A 20,256-nucleotide genomic window follows, 5' to 3' on the forward strand; every position below is an offset into this window, starting at 1 on the left:
CTGGGCAGATCCGCCCTACCAAGGTCCCATAGCCGCATTCATTGCTGACGCCGTCCGGCCATCTGTTCGCATAGCGGTATGTCGCCCTTGCTTCGCGGTCCGATACCGTAGGGCTTACTGAGAAAAACTCCCGATAGCCCCGCCACGCGAGCAAAGTCGCTGCCGTTACGTCTTAGCTCGGGCTTCTGCCTTGTCGACGGGACAATTAAGCTTTAGCAGCACTTCGCGATCGCTGTCCGAACCTTGTACGATGAGAGAACCGCCCATTCGGTCCGCCACTTCCTTGCAGTAGCTCAAGTTGAAGGAGGTAACTGCGTCTTGGCCCGCAGGTCGCACGGCCTTCAAAGTGGCGAAAAACTTTTTCCCCGATATGCCGGCATCCACTAGCTGCCCACCGTGACTGGCCCCTACCAATATGAGATGACCCATAGCAACTCGCATGGATGACACTGGGCCATGAATAGATTGAGCGTCCAGAATATTGTCCCCTTTATACTTCATCTCTCCAGCGCACATCACGTTAGCGGCATTGACGCTCTGCCGTATAGTCAGACCGACATTCATCCACCCAACGTGGAGGCCTTCACGCCTAACGATGTCGACTGGCGCCATAACGTTGCCAACTGCATACTGGATTGCGTCAAGGCTCCGACCCACCTCTTGCAGCTCCTGTGGCACTCTCGCCTGGCCCGGCGAATGCGCAAAGTTCTGCAGCAGATTGCGAATTCGCTCATTCGATGATGCCGCTACCTTGACCAGCCCTTCCTTGATCTCTTGCGTCGCCGATCGGAATGCCTGCAATCTTCGCTCGGAATCGGTGAGTTCCTGCTGCAGGCTGGCCTGTGCTCCGGCTGCTATCCTGAGCTGGTGTTCCAGGCTACGTATGAGCTCCATCTGAGCGGAAATATCATCTGCGAGAGTGCAGTACCTGCCGTCTGCCATCACCTTCTGGACGAACTGGAGCCACTTGCCTTCGCCAACCTCTACCTGCCACGTGTTGCCAGAGATTCGTCGCTCGTCTCTCGCCGTCTTGGTGAGATCGAGGCGCCAATCCGAAAGAGGCGGGAGATCACCCTCGGCATTCTGAGTGGTCAATGATCGGAAAGCTTCATTCGCTCCTACCGGAGAGCCGTCGGTATCCCAGACAGCAAGCGGAAACGGGCTCTTGAGCCACCAACCATCGCTGCTCGTACTGCCCGATTCAACAAGGAGATTGGACTTTCGCACCCATCGTTCACCGAGTTCAGTCAGGAGGAAGCTTGCCTCCTTCCCGGACGATGAACGTTCGATCAATCCACTGCCCTGAAGAGCGCCCGTCACGCGAGAGAGATTTGCATCTTCGAGACCAAGCAAGTTCTTCAGCGCACTCTTCTTGAGCGCCTTACCTGCGGTGCCCAGTGCTTTCAAAACAGACTTGGAGTGCTTTCGCCCAAGAACCTCCTCCAGAGGCTGATACTCGGAAAATCTCGACGACTGCGACAGCAGGTCTGCCAATGCTCGAATCTTCTCTGCGACGGCCGATCCGTCGCCAATAAGCGCGGAGGCGTGTCGAAAGAGCTCGAACCAATCTCGAAGTTCGTCGCCGAACGATCGGGACGTCAGGGTGCGCCAAGTTACATCGCGCAGCGCGTCATAAACCCGATGGACGAGCGGAGGCTCGATAGCCAGCGCACGTCGAATGATGGCCGCGGCCTCTGACGGGGTGGCATCGCCACGCGCGATTTCATCGAGGGCGCTCTCAAGCGCCTTGCGGCTGGGGGGCGGCATTCGAGTTATCCAGGGACATCGTTTGTTGTCATTTTACATTGGCATTGATTAGCAACAAGTCAATGGTTGTAAAATGACTAGGCGCTGAAGGTGGACCAGGACTTGGCTACTTTGAGCTTGTTGACCGGCACTTCGCCGGGCTTTCCATCCGGCGCCAAGACAAAGCCGGCCGCTCGGGAGATCGCAGGATAGGCCTGTTGGACCACGAAAGTACGTGTTTTTCGGCGAAAGTTGAGGTCTTTGGCCGCGTCCATGTGGCTGGTCATGGTCTTGGCGTCCCCGCAGGAGGGAACGACCACAAAATCGACGTCGAGCTCTCCGTAAGGGGTATCATAGCACCTGTTGCAGAGGTCGAGACAGATACCGAAGCCGTAGAGCGCATCGCCGAGAATGAGGATCACGAACTCATTGCCAGGTTGGATATCCTCGGCCCGTCCTTCGGGATCCTTGTAGACCAAGCGCTTCCGCTGCGTGAACAGCTGGACACCGTGACCATCGAAAACCGTGGCGACGTTGTATCGATGACTTCCCTCGAACTGGTGCCATGAGCCGGCGACCACGAAATGAGGGCTGGGTGGCAGGGCACCCTTCGCCCACGGCTTCTTCCGAAGTTGCTGCTGTATGAAATCGCGAGATCCGTGGTCGATCGTCAGCTCCGGGAACACCACGGCTCGACAGCACTGCTGGTGCGCCCCCTCGCATGCAGTCGCGATAATCTGACGCCCTTTGGGAAGCTCGACCGCCTCGATGAAGAATGTCGACGTCGTCTCTTTGGAGTCGAACTTCGCGCCTGGAAACAGCACGGCACCAAAGTTTGCAGCGTCGGGCGACAGAAGATGGTCCGGGCGTTCGAGACGAACAGTGGCACCATCGACAATGGCCGGAATTATTCGAACTCGGAGCAAACCCCGCTGGTCGAACGGCCGTCGATCTCCAGCTGGATCCTTGGGTGGACGCCAGCCCAAACGCCCCATCGGAATGAAATGAGCAGCTCCGCCTCCGACTTTCCAATCGTTGGGATCGCTTCGCCAACCATGCGCGCCCAAGTGCTCCGCCACAAATTCGTTCTCGAGCGCCCGAAGGCATCCCCCAAGCTTTCGAACAAGATCGGCGTCTCCTTCACTCCCGTCGAAAGCAAGTCCAAAGTTCGGAAAATTGACGTCGCACGCCGCGGCAGTCGCCGAGATATCGGACTCCGGTATATTGGAGTATAAGTGCTTAATGGGCGAAGGCGCGCAGGCTAGTGACTTCCACACCGCGAAAATTGCTTCGCAGATCCTGTCCTCTCCGCCGGAGCGGTCGATCCTATCTAGTTGGGCGGGAAGACGAACAATTGCTCTCTTCCATTGCGGGTGCGTCGTCAACAATTTTGTCCTCGCGTACATTCTCTAGTTTTCAAACGCGGGGAAACGCTCCGTTGCCTCCCAGGCCTGACCGTTCGTCAACCCGATCCCGCCAGCCGCGAATGACACTTTTTGTGGCGTCGCAATACGCCTTTTGCAATCAACATGCATCCACTTGTTGCTATTTTAGGTCGTACTATGCTCAAAATGGCAACTGATTTTTGATTCAGTTTTTTTTGTGAGGCCTCATGTCCGCGAAGCATCTTCTTTTGCCAGTGGCTCTGACGGCCTTTCTGAGCGGATGCGGCACCTACGTTCCGGAGATCGCAGAGTTTCCAGGTAACGCTGTTGATAGCGACGAGCTGGTCGCCTCGATATTGATCAACATCAAGTGCGAAGTCAGAGATGCTGTCGCGCACTTTTACAGAACGACGGGTAAAGGACCGACCTATCTCGACCACTGGGGAGTGGACACGCTTCTCAATCTGCAGGTATCCGAGAAAAGCTCGGTGGCGCCGAGCGCGGATCTGATGCCGGCCAGTCCAGCAACTGCGATCTTTACGGCCAGTCTGGGCGTCAATGGCTCCGCCGAGGCGACCCGCACCGACTCCATTGAATCCTTCAAAACCGTTGCCGAATTCAGAGCTGACGGGCCTTGCCTTCCCGCACAGCGCCGTGGGGGGCCGTGGCTGCTCCAAAATGATCTGAAGCTCTACGATTGGCTGGTCAGCGCCCTTCTCGGAAGAGATACCAACAGCTCGGAGTTTTCGACGTTCACGTCTAAGGACAAAGTGCTAACGCACGAGGTGAAGTTCGAAATAACCTCCGGAGGCGACCTCACTCCGACCTGGAAACTCGTAAACGCGACCGTGAATCCAAGCAGCCCGTTTCTGTCAGCGAGCCGCAATCGCGTGCATACCTTGACTATTTCTCTAGGCCCGACCGACGTCGTCGCAACCGGTCCCAGGAAGGGAGCAGCCGGCCCGTCACGCGGCATGTCTGATGCCGCATTGGCATCGCGAATTGGCGCTGCAGTCGCAAATTCAGTTCGCGGTCCTCTGCGCTAAAGGGAGAGTGACATGGCAAGAGCTGCGAAGAAGAGCAACCCGAGGGGATCGAAAGCGCGGTCCGCCAAAAAGGCTGCCAAGAAGACCGGGAAGCAGGCAAAGAGGCCCACAACAAAGACCGTCAAGAAGGCTAAGAAGAAGGGAGCGTCCCGCGCAAACAAAGCACTTTCCAGCATGATGGCAGGTGCAATGGAGACCATGGCAGTTGTGAAGCCCCGAACTCCGCCTAAGCCTCAGAGCAAGTGCCGAAAGATAGACGGAGAGTGTATTATGTTCCGCCTCAGCTCGACCGGATATGATATCCTGATCGGGAAGGTCGATTGCTCCTTATGCGAATCGTACTTCTAAATCACCTTGAGACAGCGACCCGCCGGATCGCTGGCTCGTACTCTTAGTGACCAACATTTGCTCATAGCTTGGGCGCGGCAGCCACGGGCGCACAGCAGAACCCCTGATCCTTCAGTTCTGTCCTCACGTGCATTTTTCTCGTCAAGTTCATCAGCACGAGTTTGCGGCACAAACCGCCCGCCCGGCGCGGCACTGCTTGACTGCATCTCGGGACGTAAACGTCAGTTCGCGCCGACTGGGGGTTACGATGAAGTGAATGCAGGGGTTGCTGACTGCTATGCGCTCAAAAAGATCGGCCCAAGTCGCTGCCTTATAATCACCCCGCACCGATAACTGGCCGACGTCGGCCACGGTGGAGGCATCACCCGAGATCTTGAGGTTGAAGCCGTCTCGCTTGGCCGTCGGAAGCGAGAATTGGCGCAGGAGACTGTCGAGCTTCGACCCGCCCGCTTGCTCCGTATCCCACTCTTTGAATGCCACGTTTTTGTGGGCTTCCGAGGCCTCCAAAATGCGATGCTTGACCCAATCGTATATGCGGGAACGTCGATCTGGAGGTTTTACGATCGAGAAATGGTCTGCCGATACAGGATAGGCACGATCATCCTGCGGCGTTTCCCCATAAAGCTGGGGAACCACGACATAGCCATAAGTGGCTTGTGTTTCGTAGGCGACAAATACCCGTGGGACTCGCTCTCTCCGGCCTCTGTCGAAGTAATCCTTCCACTGATTTTCGAGTATCTGGAGATAAGTGTTCACGTCATATGTTCGCAAGTCGACCAGCGGGCGCGCGGCTCCGGCAAGCCGAGCTAATATTTCGAGGTAGTTGGCAGCATTTGCCCCTTTTGCCGGCGTAGAGATAAAAATGACCCCGCTGACTTGTTGCTCTAGCGCGGGGTTGCGTGCCTGAAACAGATCGACGAGTACTCGCTTTACGACCAAGCCGCCCATGCTGTGGCAAACAAAGTAGATTTCATTGTAGTCATCAAAAATTTTCTGGTCTGCCAAGGTCGTCCGGACAACTGTCGCAATCTGTTCGATACTCATTCCCGAAGTGATGCCTGCGTCATAGTTGATCGCGAGAACATCGAACTTATCCATCTCAGGATCGTCAGCAAGAAGCTGTGGCCAGTACGCACGCGTCGTTTCGTTCGTGAAGGTCCCGCGGCCATCTCCGAGTATCCCATGAGCAAAAACGACAACCTTATCTGCTCCTTTACGCTTGACGAATATGTCGGGCTGCTGGGCATCTGCGCCGGGGATTGGGAACATCGAACTCGCCAACAGACAAACGGCGCCTAGCAACAAGGGTCGCAGCGAGCTACCTAGGCGTTTCATCGCAGTCTCTCCGTGCCCAGGCAAACCTCGTCTTCAGCACAAGCAGAAATTGATCATCCCGAAATTGCACACAACCGACGCTGATCGCCACATTGTACGTCTTGCTTCCAACAGAAAGCTTTTCGTTGGAAACGCGCCTCGCTGAGTCTGGTGCGAACAGCGGGCTAAATCCCGTATCGCTGAATTTTGAAATGAAGGCGCTATATAAGCCAAGCCGGTCCGGGGCGTTGCGGCCTAATGCGCCCGCTATGAGTACCCCCATCGCTTGAACGGTCGTGCCAGGTTGTGGCGGCGAGAATAGTGCGGATGCGGCCCGCTCAAACCTATCTTCGCCCGGACCATCCAAGTCCGGCAGGCGAGCACCTTGCTTCTGCAGTTCGTCGGAAACACTGGCGTTTTGCTCCCGACTTCCGCCGCCGTTCCAATCCAGTTTGCAGGCTTGGCTGCCGTTCTGTGTTTTTACGCATGTACCGTTGCCCGATGAATCCGCCGGAATTGGATCGCGACAAGAGCACTCGGTGGCAAGCCCTGGCGAATTCGCCACCAGAAGGGCCATGCAGAGGAGAATTAGCCATCTCAATTGCAGAACCGGCTTTGCTTGTTCACCTAAGGAGAAAACCATCTGGCCATCTCATTCCTTGCTTCCAACATAAAAGCAGCCATTGGTTGAAGTCAATCTTATTACCAGAAGGCTTTGTTTGGGAGGAGGCACATGCAATCGACTCCGCCACACCCAATGAAGACCGCGTCAACCGGAGATCGACCAGCAGGCTTCATCACATAGCGCGGCGTCTTCTCGATTTCGCGCGGAAACACTTGCGCTCAGGCCTGAATACGTCGGCGACCCCTCGAGCTCGCATCTCCTCCGGGCCCATGGACATCTTGTGACCAACGGCCGGAGTAGGCCGAGCGTACCAAACGGCGCCATGCGCGCCCGAGCTGCAGATCTTTTTCGGATGTCCTCGTTGAGCGTCAAAATGACCGCTGGAGGATGACCGCCAAGGGGCAAGCCGTGCATGAATCCATGAAGGCGCGCCGGGCCCCAGAACCAAAAGATGGAGGAGGTGCCTGTCGATACGGCCGGGCCACCATCCTTGTTGCTCGCCCCCGAGCGAGCGAAGCGCCGACGCGAATCGCAGCAACGTCGCTCCAAGCCGGCGAACGCGCGCGAGCGCGTGCATTTCAAGCGGAAACGGCCCTCGTCGCGCTGCCACTCATTGACCAAAGAGTAGATAGCTCTGGTCGATGCCGCGGCGATCCCGGGTCTCGTCGGTCCAGCCGACAGCTCGGCGATAGCTGCCCATGGCCCCTGTTCGCTTGAGTGCCCTCACATCGACTGCCTTGTTCTCGTCGGCCAAGGGGGAGACCCAGAGCGCATCCTCGGGGCAATAAAGCTCGCAAAGGAAGCAGGTCTGGCAGTCGTCCTGACGGGCAATGACCGGAATTCCATCCGTCTTGTCGAAGACGTTGGTCGGACACACGTTGACACAGATGTCACATGATGTGCAGTGCTCAGCATCGATAACCTCGATCATTCCGCGGCCTCCGCATAGACACTCTCAGCGTGTGGCTGGACCGAGGTCCAGACCTCGTCGAGACCGCCTGTCGTTACGTAATGACGCTGCTGCGCATCCTGGTCGGGAAAATCGTCGCGGCGGTGCATACCGCGAGTTTCCTGACGCGCCAGCGCGCTGCGGTACATCCACCTGGCCGTCGCCAGCATGGCCGCGCTTTCGCGGGCCCGCAACACATCGGCTCCGGTCGCCGCGTCCGCGTCCGCGTCCGAGACGCCGATCCACGCCGCGTCGAGACGCGCCAGTGCTCCATCCAGGCGTGCCCCATCGCGAAAGTAGTTCAGTTCATATGGAAAGACCTCGTCCTGAACCGCTCTTGCGAGCGCCGCGGGTTCGAACGGGCGCAGCGACCGGTTACGAAGGGCGACCGTGCCCGCAGATGACAGTTTTCGCCTGGTGGTCTTACCAAGCTGCTTGGCGTAGTCGGCGGCGCCCTGCCCCGCCCAGCTTCCCGATGACATAGCCCAAGCCGCATTGTGGCTGCCGCCGCCGCTGAAACCGCCGCAGATCAACTCGCGCGTCGCGGCATCACCGGCCGCATAGAGGCCGGGTACACTGGTCGCACAACTGTCGTCAATGATGCGGAGCCCGCCGGTGCCGCGGACGGTGCCCTCGAGCCGGAGCGTGACCGGGAAGCGATCCCTAAACGGGTCGATGCCGGTACGATCGAATGGCAGGAAGAAGTTCGGCTGCGACGCACGCATCTGGTGCTGCACGTCATCGTCAGCCTTGTCGAGCCGCGCATAGACCGCGCCTTCGAGCAACGCTCGGGCAATAGCCGAGCGCCCACCCTTCGAGGCCGCGCCGGGGACAACGCTGCCATCTTCATAGGTAAAGGTTGCCCAACCGTAGAACAGGGTCTTGGTTACCGAACCGAAGGCCGGGGAAATTGCATATGGATTGGAGAACTCCATGCTGCTGAATTCAGCGCCAGTTTCCGCAGCCATAAGATATCCATCGCCGGTCAGAACATTCGATCCCAGGGTTTTGCTCAGGAACGCGCAGCCGCCTGTTGCAATCACGACCGCCTTGGCCCGCACCGTCCAGCGATCATGCTTCTGCCGGCGCAGGCCGCTGGCACCAGCAACGGCGCCATTGTCGTCCACGAGCAGTTCGAGCGCAGGACTATGATCTAGAATGGTGACGCCAGCCTGCTTGGTCCTCTTGCGCATCAGGCGCATGTATTCTGGGCCCTGCAGCGAGGTGCGCTGCGACTTGCCCTCGTTATTGCTGGGATAAGGATAGCCCCAATCGGCGAGCCGGTAGCTCTGCTGGTAGGTCTGATCGAGGACGCGTGCCATCCAGCGGCGGTCTTGGAGCTGCCCGCCCAGCTTCTCGCGCTTGGCCATCGCGACCTCGCGAAGTGCAGGATCCGGGTCGACGTACCACACGCCTGTGCCGGCCGCAGCGGTAGCCCCGGACGTGCCACAAAAACCCTTGTCTGCCAGCACAACGCGCGCCCCGCGTTCCGCCGCACTCACCGCAGCCCAAGTGCCCGCAGGTCCGCCGCCGAGGACCAGCACGTCGGCGTTGAACTCGACCGATCCCGGCGGGGCGGACACGCGCTCGGCGCGATGGGGTTGGCTTGTCATCGTTCACTCCTCTAAGCGGAACAATCTCAATCGTGCGCTGCGTCGGCTGGATCATCACATGTGGAGCTGACGGATTACGCCGTCACTGGCGCCTTCCAGCGCATGAAGCGCCGCTCCAGCGCTTCGAGAACGGCATTGGACGCCAGCCCGATGACGGTGATCCCGAGAATGCCGAAATACATCTGCGGGATCAGGAAGCTGTATTGGCTGTTGATGATGAGATAGCCGAGGCCGGCCTTCGCGCCGACCATTTCGGACGCCACCAGCACCAGCATGGCCGACGCGCTGGCGAGGCGTATCCCGACAAAGATGGTGGGAAGCGCTGCCGGCAGGATCACCTTGCGGAACAGCTGCTGCGGGGTCGCCCCCATGGTCCGTGCCGACTTGATCAGCAACGGATCGACCTGCTTCACCGCGGCAACGGTATTGAGCAGCAGCGGCCACGCGCAGCTATAGACCACCATCGTGATCTTCGACGTTTCGCCGATGCCGAGCAGCAGGATGAAGACCGGCAGCAGCGCGAGCGGCGCGGTATTGCGGCAGATCTCGATGAACTGATTGACGAGATCACCGAGCCGGGCATACCAACCGACGGCCACGCCGAGCGGGACGATCAACGCGACCGAAATCAGAAATCCACTCAAGGCGCGCAACAGGCTGGCGGAGACGTCATCGTAGAGCTCGCCGGATTGCGCAAGCTGCCAGCCCGCAGCGATGACCTCCGAGAAGGGTGGCAGGAACACGGCATCGATCAGCCCGATTCTCGGAGCTGCCTCCCAGACCGCCAGCAGGGCAATCAGCAGCATTGAGCGGTGCCCGAAGGCAGCCAGCCCGCGGGCCGCGGCGCGGATCCGGTCCGCCACCGGCGATGCCGGTCTTTCCACGCTGGCGAGCGGCTCTCGGCGCCCGTGCGCAACCCCCAGCAATGTCAACATCTCGAGACTAGACATGGGCAACCTCTTCCACTTTGCGGGCGGCACGCTGCGTGCCAATGGCGCCGGCCAACTGTCCCTGCTGTGCCTTCAACACTTCCTCGCGCAACAGACTCCAAACGTCGTGACGCACGTGGCCGAACTCGGATAGCGAGCGTACGTCGCCATCTTCGCTGCGCAGCACATCTGGAATGTCGAACACCTGCTTGATCCGGCCCGGGCGCGACGTCATCACTGCCACCCGCTGGCCGAGCACGATCGCCTCGTCGATGCCATGGGTGATGAAGACGATGGTTTTTCGGGTGGCACGCCAGATCCGGAGCAATTCTCCTTGCAGCGTCTCGCGGGTCTGAGCATCGAGCGCGGCGAACGGCTCGTCCATCAGCAGCACCTCCGGATCGTAGGCGAGGCTCCGCGCGATCGCGACGCGCTGCTTCATGCCACCGGAGAGCTCGTGCGGATAGCGGTCGGCAAAGCCGGACAGGCCGACCAGGTCAAGGAAATGCCGGGCGATGTCGCGGCGCTGCTTGGGCTTGAGCCCGGCGATATCGAGCCCGAACTCGACATTCTCAACGGCGGTGCGCCAAGGAAACAGGGCATATTGCTGGAACACGATGCCGCGGTCGCGACCCGGTCCGGCAATCGGCCGCCCATCGAGCAGAATCCGGCCGCTAGTGGGCAGCGTGAGGCCGCCCAGCAGATCGAGCAAGGTGGACTTTCCGCAGCCGCTCGGGCCGACAAGCGCCAGGAATTCGCCGGAGCGAACATCGAGCGTGATGTCCTCAAGCGCGGCAAAGTGCTTTCTTTGCTCGGCCCCCTCGCCACGCAGGAAAAACTCCTTGCGGACTTGCTCGATACGGATTTTGACCGAGGTCATCGGGCCTCCGCCGTCTTGCCGGGACGAAAGAAGTTGAACGCGTTGGTATAGGTATCAGATGCCTTGACCTGACCCGGTTTGAACAGACCGTCCTTCTCCAGCCAGTCGATCCAGACCTGGATTTCGGCATCCGAGATCACGCCGCCCTTGGAGGCAACGCCCGTGCTCTTCCAGTACTTGATCGAGGAGGCATCCTCATTGCGCTTGCGCTCGGCGATGATCTTGTCGAACCGGGCCCTCACCTGTTCCGGCGGTGTGGTCTGGGCCCATGCGATCGCCTGCGAAATCCCCTCCACGAGCTTGCGCGAGGCATTGGGATTGTCCTTGATGAATCTGTCTCGCAGCACGTAGGCACCGCCGGTGAACTGGCCGAACAGATCGGTGTCATTGAAGAGCGAGCGGATGCCCCCACGCTCGAGGGCCTTGTCGCGCAAGACGCCGCTTAGCGCACTCACCTCGACCTGGCCTTGGCGCAACGCCTGCTCGCCGCTCACCGGTGGGATCGCCACCAGCGTGACCTGCTTGGCCTCGCTCGCGCTGAGGCCGGACCTAGCCATGTACTCGCGCAATACGAACTCCAGATGTGCGCCCAGCGTGTTGACCGCCACCTTCTTGCCGATCAGGTCGCGCGCGGACTTGATCGGACTGTCGTCCTTCACGAAGTAGCCATAATAGGTATTGGCATCGGAGCCGTAATAGCCGACCACCGCCTTGATCGGGGCTTTCGCGGCGATCAGCTTGAGGATCGCACCATAGAACGCGCCGCCGATGTCGACGTCACCGGTGACCACGGTCTGAATATCCTGCGGCCCGCTGATGGTATTGCCGACCCATTTCAGTTTCAGCGGCGCGAGATAGCCGAGGTCCTCGGCCAGCTCGGGAAAGGTCACCTGTCCCGCCCAACCCTGGTAACGGATCTCGGTCTTCTCGAGTGGCGGCTCGGCGAACGCCGGGGCCGTAAGGCCGAGCGCGACGGCGCCCGCCAACAGAACTCGCGCGGCCCTACGCACGGTGTGCCGAGACACATTGAGGATTCGACTTATCGCGTTCATTTCATGGTTTTCCTGGAGTGGACTTAAATCAAGCGGCTTTTGCGGCCTGAGGTTTGGATGTCTTGACGCGAGTCACGCTGGACCGGCCGTCCACGCTGAGCGGCACGTCGCCATCGATCGTGGCGCGACGGACGATGCGGTGCTGATCGCCGTAGTCGTTGACCGCATAATGCTGGGTGGCGCGATTGTCCCAGATCGCCACGTCGCCGGTCTTCCAGCTCCAACGCACGGTGTTTTCCGGCGCCGTAACGTGCGATTGAAACAGCTCGAACAGCTTCTGGCCGTCATACTTCGGTAGCCCAACGAAACGCTGGACGAAATTTCCGAGCACGAGGGTGCGTTCGCCGGTCTCCGGATGAACACGCACCACCGGATGCTCGGTTTCGTAGATCGTTCCGGTAAACACCTCGTCGAAGTGCTTCCTATCCGCTTCAGTTGCCTGCGTCTTCACGGCGTAATCGTAGGCATTGCTGTGGATCGCCCACAGCTCGTCGGCGAGCTTGCGCAACGGTGCCGGCAGATCGAGATAGGCTGCCGCCGTGTTCGACCACACCGTGTCGCCGCCATAGGGCGGGATCACCACGCCGCGCAGCACCGAGATCTTCGGATAGGCATCGACGAATGTGACGTCGGTATGCCATTGGTCCGCGCGGCCACCGCCTCGACCGGAATCCAGCTCCAGGATCGACGACGTCCCCTTGGTCGCCCCGACCGTCGGATGGGGGACCAGCTTGCCGAGCCTGGTTGCAAAGCGCTCCTGCTCCGCATCGTCGAGATGCTCCTGGTTACGAAAGAAGATAACCTTATGCTCGAGCAGCACCTGGTTGATGGCACGGACGGTCTCGTCGCCGAGATCGCCCGATAACTTGATGTTCCTGATCTCCGCGCCGAGCCGCGCCGCTCGCTTGACGATGTCCGCGAGCGGAATGACGTTGTCGATGGTTGTCGTGTTGCTCATGATCGTTTCTCGCCATGCGATCCCCAGGGCAATGCTCCGCCGAACCCCGGTCGCAAGAGCGACGGCGGAGATAAATCAGGTCATTTCAGGCTGTGGGCCTATTCGGCCGCAACATGCTCCCGCACGCGGCCGGAGCCGCAATATCGATCGCCGGGGTCAAATTGGAGCATGACGGGCCCTTGTGTTGAGTTCTGAATGGTACGAGCGATCTGCCGCCAGTCAATGAAACGAAATCAGCTTTGTTTTTGGGGATAGGTAACGAACGCTTCGCCATCGATGCTCACGCCGAAAGATTTGCAATGATGACGCCGCGTCGGATCGAAAAAGGGCTGCAATCTTGACCGAAGCAACGCACCAATGCTCGGGATGAGTGAAGAAGTCGCCGCAGCTCTCACCCTTTCTCGTGCTGGCGCTTTCCCCGCTCTTCGCTTGGCGCTCCGCTCGCAAGGTTCATGCTTGCATCCAACTCAACAATGCAAATTCATTTCATCGACATCAAACCGGATGCAGACGTAGAGTTTGGCTTCCTACAGCTCCCAATGCATGCGGATCTCAGACATGAGCGAACGACGGCAGCTTTCTCTCAATTTCTTCATCTATCCTGACGGCCATCACGAGGCTGCCTGGCGTCACAGGGATTCAGCATCCGACCGAATTCTCGACGTCACCTACTATCAGGAGCTGGCGCAGCGCGCCGAGGCGCACAAGTTCGACGCGGTCTTCTTTGCCGATGGCCCGGCGCTGGCGGACAATGTCCGCTATGCCCAGCGGTTTCGGCTCGAGCCGATCACCCTGCTCACGGCGATCGCATCGGCTACCAGTCGGATCGGCTTGATCGCGACGGCGTCGACGACCTACACCGAGCCGTACAATCTGGCGCGACTGTTCGCCTCGCTCGATCATATCAGTTCTGGCCGCGCGGGTTGGAACATCGTGACCACGAGTTCGCCGCAGGCCGCGCAGAACTTTGGCCTGCCCGAGCATCCTCCGCATCACGAGCGTTACGAGCGTGCGCGGGAGTATCTCGACGTGATCACACGGCTTTGGGACAGCTGGGAGGACGACGCGCTTGTCAACGATCCCGTCTCGGGTGTTTTCGCCGACACCGGCAAGATCCACGCAATCAATCACGTCGGAAAGCATTTTCGTGTACGTGGGCCGCTGAACATCTCAAGGACGCCGCAGGGACGGCCGGTCTATGTCCAGGCTGGCTCCTCCGACGATGGACGGGCCTTTGCAGCACGTTTCGCCGAGGCGATCTTCACCGCGCATCAGACACTGGCGAGTGCCCAGGAATTCTACGCCGACATCAAGCGCCAGGCTCGCGCCTTCGATCGCAGCCCGGATCAGATCAAGATCCTGCCCGGCATCAGTCCTTTCATCGGCAGCACGCAGCTCGAGGCCGAGCGACTGCAGGAAGAATTCGACGACTTGATCCAGCCAGAGTATTCGCTGACCCAGCTGCGTCAGATGCTCGGTCTCGACCTTTCAGGGTTTGACCTCGACGATCCCTTTCCCCGTCATTTGATCGATACTGGCAGCGCGCACGGCGTCGCCAGCCGCTTCAAGCTGGTGGTCGATATCGTCGATCGCGAGAAACCGACCCTTCGTCAACTCGTGCAACGACTAGCGGGGGCGCGCGGCCATTGGGTGATCGCTGGTCCACCGGAAAAGATCGCCGACAACATCCAGACCTGGTTCGAGAACGGCGCGGCCGATGGTTTCAACGTCATGCCGCCTTGGCTATCCGGCGGATTCGACATCTTCGCCGAGCAGGTCGTGCCGATCCTGCGCAAGCGCGGTCTGTTCCGACACGACTACGCGGGCAAAACGCTGCGCGATCACTACGGCTTGGATCGGCCAGCAAGCATTTTCTCCAATTCCATTCAGGAGATCGCGTAGGTTGGCGGACCTCCTCTCAGGTCCTTCAGCGCCGGCTTTCTCGAACTCTCAGGTCGTTTGTAGCGGATCGAACTGACGCCTTCGCCGGATCCAAGGTCGCAGAGATATTGCGAAACCGCAGCGTCATAAATCGGTTTCTTGCGCCACAACGGAGTCGATCTTCATTCTTCGCGACGCGAATTTGCGAACACTTTTCCAACGCGCGCGTTTCCAGCCGAAGCAGGTTCTCCTGATTGAGGCCACCCTTGCGGGCTTCGTCAAGCTTGTCCTTGTCGATCGCGTGCGGGATCCGAACCGCGGTGCAGTACGCCAATTCACCACCCGCCTCCGCCGTGATCGCGAGAATGATGGCATTCGGGAAAAGAACTTCGCTCTCGGCCCAGCGACAGCCTTTAAGTTGGCCCTGATCTCCGGTTCCAGTGATCCTTCGATGTAGCAGCCGGCCGAATGCTTGATGCGGGCAATATTGCAGCGAGAAGGGGTGATGATGGCGGCCAGCATTCGGCCTGCAAAATTTGCAGGCTGATTGACTCTCTCCGGACCTGTCGCAGCCCATGAGCACATGAAAGCATGTCCTCCCAAGGCATGAAAACACGCGATCGGCAGCGCGAACCCGCCGCGGGCGCCCGCTTACCGAATGCGACGGAACGGACCACCGAGGGTCGTTGGGGTAAACCCGCTGGTCGTTCGCGATGGCGCGACACGTCGGAATAGTGATTCTTCGCTCAGTCTGACCCTGGCGTTGGAAACGTCGCCCGGAGCGCCGGGCGCCCCCCAACAGTCCACCTTGTCACAAACCGCAGCGCGACTTCCTGCCCGTTCAGTCGAACCAGTTCGCAACGCCGGAATGCCAGCCCCGTCGTGGACAGCAATAGGAAAAACCGACGCGATTGCAGGACATCCGTCGGTCCACTTATTCGCAGTCTCGCGCCAGTTTCAGAAACATCGACAAATACGCAATCGCGCCACCATGTTCCATCAGCCCCCAAGAGAGTGGCTCTGTGCTCATGTTCAAACTGAACACGCCTCGCCTTCCGCTTATCCCAGTTCATACGCTCACGCTGTTCAATAACAGCTTCAATATTCATTTAAAAAATTAGACCGAAATACTTCGGCTCGGTGCGACCGCTTCGGTGGAGACACAGTCCGTCGGCAGCGGGTAACCAACTTGAGACCGCGCCGACAAATTCGGGGTGTATGCAGAGATATCGAGTTGAGCAGAGTGATCCCTGCTTCGGTGAAGGCAAATGACTTTACATAACCCGCCTCGACTTTGAGAGCGCTATTTGCTGCTAATTACGCTGGCTGGACCGAGAATGTCCTTCAAATTGAGCGCATAATTACTGCTGTTTCAGCGCAAGAGCGCAATTTGTCAGCGGATTTGCCGAACCGCTCGCCGTTTTGCGGCGGCAACAAAGGATATCGCGTCTGAGACAGAGAGCGAGAGCCAAGCGGCCCGCGTTTCCTGATCGCCGCAGGTGGTTGGACCCGCCACCTGGAGCCGGCCGGGAGGTGGCTTGGAGCGCCCCGCGAAGGCGGGGACACGGCTGTTCTCGGCGGTGCCGGATGAATACCGCCGCCGGGACCGACGGGGCGGCCGCTCGACGGATGGGTCCTGACGGCTCCGGCTGCTCAAGCGGCCTCGCGAGGCTGCTTCAAACTCGCGATCGGGCCACGCGTGCGGCTAATCAGGCGCCTTTGACCGAAAGTGAACGCTCGATTCTTTGTGAACTGCTTCACAGGTCCGTCACTGTTGGCCTGTTAGGCTTACTCTGGTGGGAGCTTTCAAGGGGCGCGGTTGAACAACCACCGCATCGGCCTTCGGCTGCATGTGGCGCCGGCTTGGGTGACCAGATCGCAGTCGGCGAGAGCGCTAGTCCGGCTAGGCATGCGGAAGCAGCGGAGCTTCGACGTACATAAAAGAGGCCAGTGTGAGATGCCGATGATGGAAGCTGAGCAGTCGGCTCGAACGCAAGCTTGTCAAAACAACATCCAACGCTACCGCCGGTTGTTGCGAACCCGCCTGACCGAATTTGAGCGCACGTTTATCGAGAAGCGGTTGAGCGAAGAGCTGTCGGACCTAGCGACACTGGCCAGCGCCGTTTCTACTGAGATTGAAACACGCCGCTCGGCCTGCTCGGATATTTCGTAGGCAAGTTTTCATTGCTGGTTGAATGCAGGTCAGCTGCTACGCATTTTTGCAAGCGCGGCGCCGATGAATTGATTGGTGAGTTCTTCTGTCCTTTTCCAGAGCAATCGGTTGAATATTTGCTGGCTTTTCGTGAATATTGGCTCCAGAATTCTCCCTATAATGAACACGATTCTTCGAGGAAGGTAGCGATGGCAAAACCTGCTGTTGCTCGCAATGCCTTTCGTGGGCTGCTTGCCTTTTATGCCGCCAAGGCTCACGACGATAAAGAACCAGACGGTCAACGATCTCTGTTGAAGCGGTTTGGCTCGAGTCAAGACATTCCGAACAATTTGCTTGAGCGTTGGCCGGATCGCATTGAACTGCTCGAGCCTGAAATCGTGGACGACATAGTCGGCCAACGCAGCCCGCGCAGCAACGGCAGGGCACGGTATGACCATGCCAGCGACTTCCTCCATGTGCTCCTGAGAGAGATGGATCGTCACAAGCACTGAACGGCCAGCTCTTTATTTCCGACTCCAGGAGGCCGATCGGGCATGGAGCTGATGTTCAGCGACTCTAAACCTGCTCCAGCCGGTAGTGCCCATGAGGTTCTAAGCCGCCCATGGCAAACGAGGCCGTGCAGATGCAACGGCTCGCGCCTATCAGCACGCAGGCATGCATCAGGACCACGGCAATGACGAAGCGACTTGCGCCAGCGCCATCGCACACGGCTTCACCTCGGTGATGATGGACGGCTCGCTGTCCGCAGAACCGCCGACCAGACCGGGGAATTGCGCCCGCGACGCTACCGTAATTGCGGTCGGGCAGATAGTTGGCGCCCTCCAAGCCCAGAAAATCGAACATTTCCTGCGCCGGCGCCAGCAGCACCTTGTCGCTGCGGCGGATCACGCACCATTGCCGGACAATCGGCAGGCCGGCGACGTCAAGCACGACGAGGCGCGCAGCCTGACATCCCGACGACTATCGAGTCGACAACTTGTCCGCGGATGCTGCCTATGCAAGGTCCTGGCGGCGCGCAACTTTTCACCATCGCCCGGCCAAGGTTATCCGCATCGCGCGCGGTTCGGCCGGATGAACGTGACGATCCGCTACGCCGCCGATCGGCTCACCGGGCAAACGGGACAGATAGTAATATTCGATCTGGTTGGTCTGGGCGTCGAACAGATTGAGCACGTCCAGCTCCAGCCGCATACCGTTGTCAAATCGGTAGCCTGCGCGCGCATTGAAGATGAGCGAGGAAGCCGATTGAACGGTATCGTCTTCGATCAATGGCCGCGGGCCGAAATAGCGTACCTTCAGCGCGCCGAACCAGCCGGTCTCACCGCCCACGGTGATGCTGCCGCTAGCGATCCAGGCCGGCGCACCGGGAATGCGGTCGCCCACGGGATAAAAATCGGTAAAGCGCGCGCGGGTATAGGCAAGATCAAGCTCGAGGCTTAGCCAAGGCGCAGCCTTATAACTATTGGTCCACTCCGCACCGGCGCGGCGGCTCGGGCGGCTCGGTTCGGTCGTGCCCGCATCCCCGACGAATAGGAGCTCCGAATCAAAGTCGAGCACAAAGACTGCGAGCGAACTGGTAAGGCCGTCGATCGGCCTGGTGCGGATACCGAGTTCAGCGCCCCGCGAGCGCACAAGAAATGGCACGCGATTGAGCGGACTTACCTTGTCGTTTGGATCGACGGTAATGGTTGCGCCGCGGATATCATTGCTGTGCAGCCCGTAGCCGACATTGCCGTAGAATTCGGTCTTGGACCAGGGGCCAAATATAATTCCGGCTTTCGGGCTCATCATGGACGCCTGGTCTTTGCCGGAATTCTGGGGCGTATCGCTGAGAACGCGTCCCGCAAATATATCCTCGCGAATTCCCGCCGTGGTGCGCAACCAGTTGGTCCATCGAGTGGTGCTATCTATCCAGAGGCCCACATTCCCTTCCACCACGCGATCCGCCCGCACGGTCGAAAGCCATGCGCGCTGCTCGGTCTTGAACAGGTCGACCTGGATATCGTCCTGGCGGGCCTGCACACCGACACGAGTTTGTGTTTCGGCCCCCCAAAAACGCCAGTCGAATGCGTGCCGGGCATCGAAGCCGGCGACAGTGCGGCGATCGATCTGACTGAACTGGTCGCCATCAAGCGGGTTTTCGAGCACATACGTGAAATTGTTAAAGAGCTGCAGGTCGGAGCGGATGACATAGGCGCTGATATTGCTCTGCCCAAATTCGCTCGAACGGGCCCAACTGCTGGAGAAGCTGAAACGGCTGGAGGTGCCGCCGTCGGTTGGGTCGAGTGAGCCGAAGCGGCCGATAACTCCCAGATCTATGGCGCGCTGCGCGATCTGATCGGTCGAATTCCAGCCATTTGAGTAGGCCATTCCAGTGAGGGTGAACCCGTCACTTGAGGTGCCCTGGCTAAAACGCAGCATGCCGTTGATCTTGCGAACATTGTTCGGCACCTCCCACGGGCCGCCGTACGTGGTGCCGTCGACCGCCGCTAGCAGAGTTCCGTCACTAACCGCGGTCGTACTGGCAGCCAGTGCACGGCGGTAACCGAAACTGCCGAACGTCATCTCAGCGATGTTCTTTGGCAGCTTGTTAATGTAGTCGATTCCGACCGCGCCCGCGGAGCCGAAGTCGCCGACGTCGGCGAAGTATGGACCCTTGCGGACATTCACCGACTGAATTAGCTCGGGAATCAGAAAATTGATGTCGGCGTAGCCCTGCCCATGACCGTGCGTCGGCATGTTGACTGGCATGCCGTCGATGCTGATCGCGAGATCAGTGCCGTGATCCAAATTGAAGCCGCGAAGAAAATACTGGTTGGCTTTGCCTTCGCCGGAATGCTGCGTGACGATCAATCCAGGTACGACTTCCAGTGCCTCGCCAGGCCGCGAAAATGGAATCGCGTTTACCTGCTCGCCGCTGAAATGCATTGCGCTCGCGGCAGTTGGCTGCAGGGCCGCGCCGTCGGACGATGCCGCAGGCCCGATTTGGCGGCTGGCTGCGGCCGCCGCTTGCGGCGGATTAGACCCGATGACCGCGCTCGTCGGCACCACCCTGTTGCGCGACGGCTTTGGCCCGGCGGCTCGCTTCGACCGTGCAATCCCCGGCGATGTCACAGTGACCGCTGGCAGCTGGGTGGGCTGCGCTGCCGGAAGTTCTTGCGCGGCTGATGGTTCGGTCTGGCCGATCACGGTCGCGAAAGCTCCACAACAGAGCGACATCCACGGCAACTTGAAGGCCGGTTTACTTCTGGCAGAGCCGAGATACCGCGCCGTTCTCGCGCAACGAGCGTTTCTGCATTGCGTAGGGACTACGACAAGGAGCCATCGAAAGGAATTGTAAACACTAACACGCGCCGG

18 protein-coding genes and 2 pseudogenes are annotated in these 20,256 nt (G+C 59.4%); 6 read left to right on the top strand and 14 right to left on the bottom strand.

The window, feature by feature from the left end:
- Window positions 1–165: 165 nt before the first annotated feature.
- Complete coding sequence (locus AC0L2J_RS15685) at window positions 166–1,767, bottom strand: hypothetical protein (RefSeq protein WP_473391650.1); 1,602 nt, start codon at window positions 1,765–1,767, stop codon at window positions 166–168.
- Window positions 1,768–1,844: 77 nt separating this feature from the next.
- Window positions 1,845–3,131 (bottom strand): carbon-nitrogen hydrolase family protein, encoded by a 1,287-nt coding sequence (locus AC0L2J_RS15690; protein ID WP_473391653.1) that lies wholly within the window; start codon window positions 3,129–3,131, stop codon window positions 1,845–1,847.
- 227 nt (window positions 3,132–3,358) lie between these two features.
- On the opposite strand from AC0L2J_RS15690, the gene AC0L2J_RS15695 reads away from it, so the two are divergent.
- The gene (locus AC0L2J_RS15695) at window positions 3,359–4,177 is read left to right on the top strand and encodes a hypothetical protein (RefSeq protein WP_473391657.1); all 819 of its coding nucleotides are present in this window, start codon (window positions 3,359–3,361) and stop codon (window positions 4,175–4,177) included.
- A gap of 12 nt (window positions 4,178–4,189) precedes the next feature.
- On the top strand, window positions 4,190–4,525 hold the full coding sequence (locus tag AC0L2J_RS15700; protein ID WP_473391661.1) for a hypothetical protein: 336 nt from the start codon (window positions 4,190–4,192) through the stop codon (window positions 4,523–4,525).
- 150 nt (window positions 4,526–4,675) lie between these two features.
- Here the strand turns inward: AC0L2J_RS15700 and AC0L2J_RS15705 are convergent, their stop codons facing one another.
- The 8 genes from AC0L2J_RS15705 to AC0L2J_RS15740 all read right to left on the bottom strand — a co-directional run bounded on the left by AC0L2J_RS15705 (window position 4,676) and on the right by AC0L2J_RS15740 (window position 12,845).
- Window positions 4,676–5,794, bottom strand: a complete 1,119-nt coding sequence (locus tag AC0L2J_RS15705) for an esterase/lipase family protein (protein WP_473391665.1) — start codon at window positions 5,792–5,794, stop codon at window positions 4,676–4,678.
- Between the two features lie 49 nt (window positions 5,795–5,843).
- The gene (locus tag AC0L2J_RS15710; RefSeq protein ID WP_473391670.1) at window positions 5,844–6,482 is read right to left on the bottom strand and encodes a hypothetical protein; all 639 of its coding nucleotides are present in this window, start codon (window positions 6,480–6,482) and stop codon (window positions 5,844–5,846) included.
- A 592-nt stretch (window positions 6,483–7,074) separates the two neighbouring features.
- Window positions 7,075–7,395 carry a 4Fe-4S binding protein gene (locus AC0L2J_RS15715; protein WP_473391673.1) on the bottom strand — a complete coding sequence of 107 codons (321 nt, stop codon included), beginning with the start codon at window positions 7,393–7,395 and terminating at the stop codon, window positions 7,075–7,077.
- Window positions 7,392–9,026 carry an FAD-dependent oxidoreductase gene (locus tag AC0L2J_RS15720; protein ID WP_473391677.1) on the bottom strand — a complete coding sequence of 545 codons (1,635 nt, stop codon included), beginning with the start codon at window positions 9,024–9,026 and terminating at the stop codon, window positions 7,392–7,394. The genes AC0L2J_RS15715 and AC0L2J_RS15720 overlap by 4 nt, the downstream gene beginning before the upstream one ends.
- A gap of 74 nt (window positions 9,027–9,100) precedes the next feature.
- A complete protein-coding gene (locus tag AC0L2J_RS15725) occupies window positions 9,101–9,832 on the bottom strand; it encodes an ABC transporter permease (RefSeq protein WP_473391680.1) in 732 nt (243 codons plus the stop codon).
- 136 nt (window positions 9,833–9,968) lie between these two features.
- Window positions 9,969–10,835 carry an ABC transporter ATP-binding protein gene (locus AC0L2J_RS15730; RefSeq protein ID WP_473391683.1) on the bottom strand — a complete coding sequence of 289 codons (867 nt, stop codon included), beginning with the start codon at window positions 10,833–10,835 and terminating at the stop codon, window positions 9,969–9,971.
- Window positions 10,832–11,821, bottom strand: coding sequence for an ABC transporter substrate-binding protein (locus AC0L2J_RS15735; RefSeq protein ID WP_473391686.1), 990 nt, complete (start codon window positions 11,819–11,821; stop codon window positions 10,832–10,834). Before AC0L2J_RS15735 ends, AC0L2J_RS15730 begins: the two co-directional genes overlap by 4 nt.
- 94 nt (window positions 11,822–11,915) lie before the next feature.
- Window positions 11,916–12,845: a TauD/TfdA dioxygenase family protein gene (locus AC0L2J_RS15740; RefSeq protein WP_473391689.1), complete on the bottom strand. Its 930-nt coding sequence runs from the start codon at window positions 12,843–12,845 to the stop codon at window positions 11,916–11,918.
- Between the two features lie 558 nt (window positions 12,846–13,403).
- Between AC0L2J_RS15740 and AC0L2J_RS15745 the strand changes: the two genes are divergently transcribed.
- Entirely contained in the window at window positions 13,404–14,747 is a 1,344-nt protein-coding gene (locus AC0L2J_RS15745; protein WP_473391691.1) for an LLM class flavin-dependent oxidoreductase, read from the top strand.
- Window positions 14,748–14,772: 25 nt separating this feature from the next.
- Here the strand turns inward: AC0L2J_RS15745 and AC0L2J_RS15750 are convergent, their stop codons facing one another.
- Together AC0L2J_RS15750 and AC0L2J_RS15755 are read right to left on the bottom strand one after the other, a co-directional pair.
- A complete protein-coding gene (locus AC0L2J_RS15750) occupies window positions 14,773–15,309 on the bottom strand; it encodes a hypothetical protein (protein WP_473391693.1) in 537 nt (178 codons plus the stop codon).
- Window positions 15,310–15,472: 163 nt separating this feature from the next.
- Entirely contained in the window at window positions 15,473–15,835 is a 363-nt protein-coding gene (locus AC0L2J_RS15755; RefSeq protein ID WP_473391695.1) for a PilZ domain-containing protein, read from the bottom strand.
- Window positions 15,836–16,689: 854 nt separating this feature from the next.
- Between AC0L2J_RS15755 and AC0L2J_RS15760 the strand changes: the two genes are divergently transcribed.
- From AC0L2J_RS15760 to AC0L2J_RS15770, 3 genes and pseudogenes are all read left to right on the top strand, one after another.
- The gene (locus tag AC0L2J_RS15760; protein WP_473391696.1) at window positions 16,690–16,899 is read left to right on the top strand and encodes a hypothetical protein; all 210 of its coding nucleotides are present in this window, start codon (window positions 16,690–16,692) and stop codon (window positions 16,897–16,899) included.
- Window positions 16,900–16,910: 11 nt separating this feature from the next.
- Window positions 16,911–17,390: a hypothetical protein gene (locus AC0L2J_RS15765; RefSeq protein ID WP_473391698.1), complete on the top strand. Its 480-nt coding sequence runs from the start codon at window positions 16,911–16,913 to the stop codon at window positions 17,388–17,390.
- Window positions 17,391–17,553: 163 nt separating this feature from the next.
- Window positions 17,554–17,650 (top strand): annotated as a pseudogene (locus AC0L2J_RS15770) (class II fructose-bisphosphate aldolase); the annotation flags it as partial.
- A 47-nt stretch (window positions 17,651–17,697) separates the two neighbouring features.
- Here AC0L2J_RS15770 and AC0L2J_RS15775 read toward each other — a convergent pair.
- Window positions 17,698–17,838: pseudogene (locus AC0L2J_RS15775) on the bottom strand (LysR family transcriptional regulator); the annotation flags it as partial.
- Between the two features lie 84 nt (window positions 17,839–17,922).
- Complete coding sequence (locus tag AC0L2J_RS15780; protein ID WP_473391869.1) at window positions 17,923–20,118, bottom strand: TonB-dependent receptor; 2,196 nt, start codon at window positions 20,116–20,118, stop codon at window positions 17,923–17,925.
- Window positions 20,119–20,256: the final 138 nt, after the last annotated feature.

The sequence above is a fragment of the Bradyrhizobium sp. MV1.5 genome (assembly GCF_055807615.1).

Coding starts and splice junctions, on each gene's coding strand:
- AC0L2J_RS15740 (WP_473391689.1), bottom strand. CDS start 12,845: ATGAGCAACACGACAACCATCGACAACGTCATTCCGCTCGCGGACATC.
- AC0L2J_RS15685 (WP_473391650.1), bottom strand. CDS start 1,767: ATGCCGCCCCCCAGCCGCAAGGCGCTTGAGAGCGCCCTCGATGAAATC.
- AC0L2J_RS15780 (WP_473391869.1), bottom strand. CDS start 20,118: ATGTCGCTCTGTTGTGGAGCTTTCGCGACCGTGATCGGCCAGACCGAA.
- AC0L2J_RS15700 (WP_473391661.1), top strand. CDS start 4,190: ATGGCAAGAGCTGCGAAGAAGAGCAACCCGAGGGGATCGAAAGCGCGG.
- AC0L2J_RS15720 (WP_473391677.1), bottom strand. CDS start 9,026: ATGACAAGCCAACCCCATCGCGCCGAGCGCGTGTCCGCCCCGCCGGGA.
- AC0L2J_RS15715 (WP_473391673.1), bottom strand. CDS start 7,395: ATGATCGAGGTTATCGATGCTGAGCACTGCACATCATGTGACATCTGT.
- AC0L2J_RS15755 (WP_473391695.1), bottom strand. CDS start 15,835: ATGAATATTGAAGCTGTTATTGAACAGCGTGAGCGTATGAACTGGGAT.
- AC0L2J_RS15695 (WP_473391657.1), top strand. CDS start 3,359: ATGTCCGCGAAGCATCTTCTTTTGCCAGTGGCTCTGACGGCCTTTCTG.
- AC0L2J_RS15710 (WP_473391670.1), bottom strand. CDS start 6,482: ATGGTTTTCTCCTTAGGTGAACAAGCAAAGCCGGTTCTGCAATTGAGA.
- AC0L2J_RS15705 (WP_473391665.1), bottom strand. CDS start 5,794: ATGTTCCCAATCCCCGGCGCAGATGCCCAGCAGCCCGACATATTCGTC.
- AC0L2J_RS15745 (WP_473391691.1), top strand. CDS start 13,404: ATGAGCGAACGACGGCAGCTTTCTCTCAATTTCTTCATCTATCCTGAC.
- AC0L2J_RS15725 (WP_473391680.1), bottom strand. CDS start 9,832: ATGCTGCTGATTGCCCTGCTGGCGGTCTGGGAGGCAGCTCCGAGAATC.
- AC0L2J_RS15760 (WP_473391696.1), top strand. CDS start 16,690: ATGATGGAAGCTGAGCAGTCGGCTCGAACGCAAGCTTGTCAAAACAAC.
- AC0L2J_RS15730 (WP_473391683.1), bottom strand. CDS start 10,835: ATGACCTCGGTCAAAATCCGTATCGAGCAAGTCCGCAAGGAGTTTTTC.